The sequence below is a fragment of the Methanobrevibacter millerae genome, assembly GCF_900103415.1.
GTDB lineage: Archaea > Methanobacteriota > Methanobacteria > Methanobacteriales > Methanobacteriaceae > Methanocatella > Methanocatella millerae.
Window position 1 is genome coordinate 1 of record NZ_FMXB01000040.1, and the last position, 5339, is coordinate 5339.

The 5339-nt window shown below is 34.4% G+C and carries 1 protein-coding gene; it reads right to left on the reverse strand.

Annotation, left to right across the window (positions count from 1 at the left end; genetic code table 11):
- On the reverse strand, window positions 1–5339 hold a 5339-nt coding region (locus tag F3G70_RS11850; protein ID WP_149732914.1), incomplete at both ends, for a non-ribosomal peptide synthetase.

Below are 5339 nucleotides of genomic sequence, written 5' to 3' on the forward strand. Positions count from 1 at the left end.
TTTTCCACCTCGTTACAGATGTTTTCGTGTGAAATCATTACTCCTTTAGGATTACCTGTAGAACCGGAGGTATAAATCATGTATGCCAAATCATCGGGAGTAATTTCAACATCTGGAGTTGAAGCATCTGTTTCTTTTAACAGTTCCTTGACGTTCAGTGAATTTTCATTATCCTCATCAGAGATGATGAAATCCGCTTGGCTGTTTTCATAAATGTAATTGATCCTCTCCTGAGGATATTCCAAATCGATTGGAATGTAAGCGCATCCTGCCTTTAAAATTCCCAGTATGGAAGATATGAGGTCACTGTTTCTGTGAAGCATTACTAAAACATTGCTTTTAGGTTTTACTCCTTTTTTGATTAAGGCATTAGCAATCCTATTGGCTTTTCTGTTAAGTTCATCAGCAGTCAATGTGGCATCTTCCGCAACAAGGGCAATGTTTTCCGGATTAGTTTCAACTTGCATTTCAAAGCGTTTGTGAATAATTGGAGTTTCCACAGGAGTGAATACAGGCAACTCTTTATGAATTCCCAATTCAATATCGCAAATTCTTTCTTTTTCAATATTTGATGCAATGAATTGCTCTAAAACAAATTTCATTGAATTTAAAAATGTTTTAATATATTCTTCACTGTATAACTGATCATTATAATCAAGTTTAAATTCAAGTTTATCTTCAAAAGCATATAAATCCAAATTGATTTTATATGCAGTTGCCACCAGTTCATCATCCGCCAGCTCATATTCCTCATAGGATTTGTCATTGATTATAATACCCTCAGCATCAAGGAATTCTTGATAACTAAAGAAGAATTCCGGTTTTAACTGATAATCTTCAGCAATATTGGTATATGGATATTCAACATGACTTATCGTATCTTTCCATACATTATCAATACCATTAATAAATTCTTTGACTGTTTCTTTCCTGTTTTCATTGTTGAATATTAATGGGAGTGTTTTTGCCAAAAATCCTTGTGTATCATAGTAATATGAATTGGATCTTCCATTAAATATGGTAGTAATCAATGTTTTGTCTGAGAATGTGTATTTGTTTAATGTTAATGTAAGGGCAGACAAAATCAATGCATTTTGACTTAATGAATACTTGTTGCACAGTTCCCTGATTTCATCTGAATCAATCACATCAGACACTGATTTTATTTTTCCTTCATCAGGATTTCCATTAAGATTAGGTGTCAGTATTGTTGATTCGATTTCATCGGACAGTTTTTCATCAAAGAATTTTTTGGATTTCTCATATTTTTCACTGTTTTTAGTATCTTCTTCAATGAGACTGTATACATATCCGTCCACAACTTCCTGTGACAGTTCCCTGTTTTCATATGCGTTTGCTATGTCAGTAAAGAGATTAATCTGTGATACCCCATCAGTAATGATGTGGTGGGAATCAGTGAACAGTACTGTTTCGTCGGATGTTTCATATATCTTGAATCTGATTAATTGTTCATCACCGAAAGCAAATGCTTTAACGTCGTTTTTGAGGATTTCATCATCACTTATTGAATCGACTTTAACGATTTCTATATCATCCATTTCTGTACCGCTGTTTTTGTATTGTTTTAGTGAGCCGTCATCCGTAACAATGATTCTGGTTTTGAGATATGGATGTGCATCTACTGTTTTGATTACAGCTTCTTTCAGTTTATTTGCATCAACATCACTGTCAAATCTTATGACTGTTGGCATTGTGTATTTTATTTCACCAGGATTTTGCATACACTCATAGTATACACCTAACTGGTTTTCAGTTAATGGGAAATACTCAAGTTCATAAGCCAGTTTAATAAATTCTTCCAAATCAGATTTATCGTCACTGCCTTTGATTTCAGATGCAAGCTTTCTGATTGTAGGGTCATTGAATAAAACTGAGATGTCTATGTTTACGCCCATTTCAGCATAAATTAATGAGTTGAGCTTCATCAGTATCAATGATGTAAATCCTATTGCATACAAATCATCGGTTACTCCAAACTGATCAGTATTTACAAGCTCTGCAGCAATTTCAAAGAGTTTTTCTTCAGTTTCATTTTCTGCTGCCACATATTCCAAGTCGAGTTTTGGTTCAGGCAATGCATTTATGTCTGTTTTACCGTTTGGCGTTTGCGGCATCTCATCAAGCTGCATGTATGCAGTAGGAATCATATATTTGGTTAACTTGTCTTTCAGGAAGTCTTTCAAGCTTCTTGGTCCAATATCTTCATCTGCAGTATAATATGCACATAGGTGGTCGTTGTTGTTGATTTCCTTGATTACAACAACTGCCTGTTTCACTGAAGGGTATCTGTTAATGTTGGATTCTATTTCGCCGATTTCGATTCTTAATCCTCTGAGCTTGATTTGGTTATCGATTCTTCCTTGTATGTCGATTTCACCGTTCGGTTTTTCTATTGCATAATCTCCACTTCTGTAATAAGGAATATCGTTGATGCTTAGGAATACCTCTTCGGTCTTGTCCGGCATATTGTAGTATCCTTTACCTACTCCGACACCACCGATGTACAGTTCTCCCATTACTCCGTAAGGCAGGAGTTTTCCATCGATATCACGCACGTCAGTTACATAGTTATGCAATGGAAGACCCACTGTTATGTCATCACTGCTGGTAACTTCCTTGTTGTTTGAGGTGATTGTGGTTTCTGTTGGTCCGTAACTGTTGTATACTATAGCGTCTGAGTATTTCTTGAAGTTTTCATAGACTTTGGTTGAGAATTGCTCTCCTCCCAGGAATACGCATTTCAGGCAGTCAATCACATCGCAGAATTCTGGCACTTCGAGATATGATGCTAGCCTTGAAGGAGTGATTTCTGATACTTCAGGTTTTTCTCTGCCAATTAACTCTATTAATTCTGGTATGTTTTTGATTTGTGTATCGCTAGCCAATATCAGTTTCAATCCGTTTGAAAGAGATGTGAGTATGTCATCTACGGATACGTCGAATGATATTGTTGCAAGACACAATAAGCTTTCATATTCGGATTTAGGGTTTTGCACCTGGTTACAAATGTTTTCATGGGAAATCATTACTCCTTTAGGATTTCCTGTAGACCCTGATGTGTAAATCATGTATGCCAAATCATCTGAAGTAACTTCAACATCCGGATTTGAGTCATTAGCTTCCTCAAGCAATTCATTAACGTTCAATGAGTTGTAGTCATCTCCCTGTGAAATGATATAGTCCGCATGACTGTTTTCATAAATGTAATCGATTCTGTCTTGAGGATATTCCAAATCGATTGGAATGTAAGCACATCCCGCTTTTAAAATTCCCAGAATAGCTGCGATAAGGTCGCTGTTTCTATTAAGCATTACTAAAACATTACTTTTTGGCATGACACCTTTTTTAATTAAAGCATTAGCAATTTTATTCGCTTTATTGTTAAGTTCTTCTGCAGTTAATGATGCATCTTCAGCCACAAGAGCAATTTTTTGAGGATTTTCTTCAACTTGCTGTTCGAAACGCTTGTGGATAAATGGATTTTTCACAGCAGTAAATGTAGGCAATTCATAGCTGCTTTCCAATTCCACATCACTTATCATGTAACTGTTAATGTCATTTTCAATGAACTGGTTTAAAACCAAATTGATTGAATCCAAGAATTTTTGAATATAATCTTCACTATAAAGCTGATTATTATAGCCTACTTTAAACTGAATATTGTCTTCATAGACAAAAATGTCAAAATTGAATTTATATGTTGTTTGGGAAATCTCATCGGAACTTAATTCATATTCTTCATAAACTTTATCATTTATTGTAATCTCTTCTGATTTAAAGAATTCCTGATAAGAAAGGAAAAATTCTGGTTTTAATTGATAATCATTTGCAATATTGGTATATGGATATTCACTATGATTTATTGTATCTTTCCATACTTTATCAATGTTATTAATAAATTCCTTGATAGTTACCTGTCTGTTTTCATTGTTGAATATTAATGGAAGTGTTTTTACCAAAAATCCTTGAGTATCATAGTAATATGGATTGGATCTTCCATTAAATATTGTTGTTATCAAAGTTTTATCACTGAAAGTGAATTTGTTAAGTGTCAATGCAACAGCAGACATAAACAATGCATTTTGACTTAATGAATAATCATTACAGAATTCTTTAATATTTTCAGGATTAATATCATAAATAATTGATTTTATTTCACCATCATCCGGATTTCCATTAAGGTTTGGTGTCAATACTGTTGATTCGATTTCCTGAGATAGTTTTTCATCAAAGAATTCTTTAGATTTTGCATATTTATCGCTGTTTTTAGCATCTGCTTCAATGAGACTGTAGACATAACCGTCTACAATCTCCTGTGACAAGTCTCTGTTTTCATAAGCGTTTGCAATGTCATTAAAGAAGTTGATTTGTGACACACCATCAGAAATCATATGGTGGAAATCAGAGAACAAAACGATTTCATCAGACGTTTCATATATTTTGAATCTGAATAATTGCTCATCACCGAAATTAAAGGTTTTTACATCATTTTTGAGAATCTCATCATCGCTTATAGAATCAACTTTAACGATTTCAATTTCATCTATTTCAGCACCATTATTTTTATATTGTTTTAATGAACCATCTTCAGTAGTTATAATTCTGGTTTTGATATACGGATGAGCCTCTACTGTTTTAATCACGGCATCTTTCAATTTATTTGCATCAATGTCGCTACCTAATCTAAGAACAGTCGGCATTGTGTACATGATTACATCCGGGTGCTGCATACACTCGTAGTATACACCAATCTGATTTTCGGTTAATGGGAAGTAATTTAACTGGTTAGCCAGTTCGATAAATTCATCTAAATCTGAATTTTTCTCATCATCTTTTATTTCTGATGCAAGCTTTCTGATTGTTGGGTCATTGAATAATATTGAAATGTCGAGGTTTACGCCCATCTCTGCATAGATTAATGAGTTGAATTTCATCAGGATCAATGATGTAAATCCTATTGCATATAAGTCATCGGTCACTCCGAACTGGTCAGTATTTACAAGCTCTGCTGCGATATCAAAGAGTTTTTCTTCAGTTTCATTTTCTGCTTTAACATTTTCTAAATCCAATTTTGGTTCAGGCAAAGCTTTTAAGTCTGTTTTACCGTTAGGTGTTTGCGGCATCTCATCAAGCTGCATGTATGCAGTAGGAATCATATATTTGGTCAGCTTATCCTTCAGGAAGTCCTTTAAGCTGCCGGTATCGATTTCATCATCTGCAGTATAATATGCACATAGGTGGTCGTTGTTGTTGATTTCCTTGATTACAACAACTGCCTGTTTTACTGAAGGGTATCTGTTAATGTTGGATTCGATTTC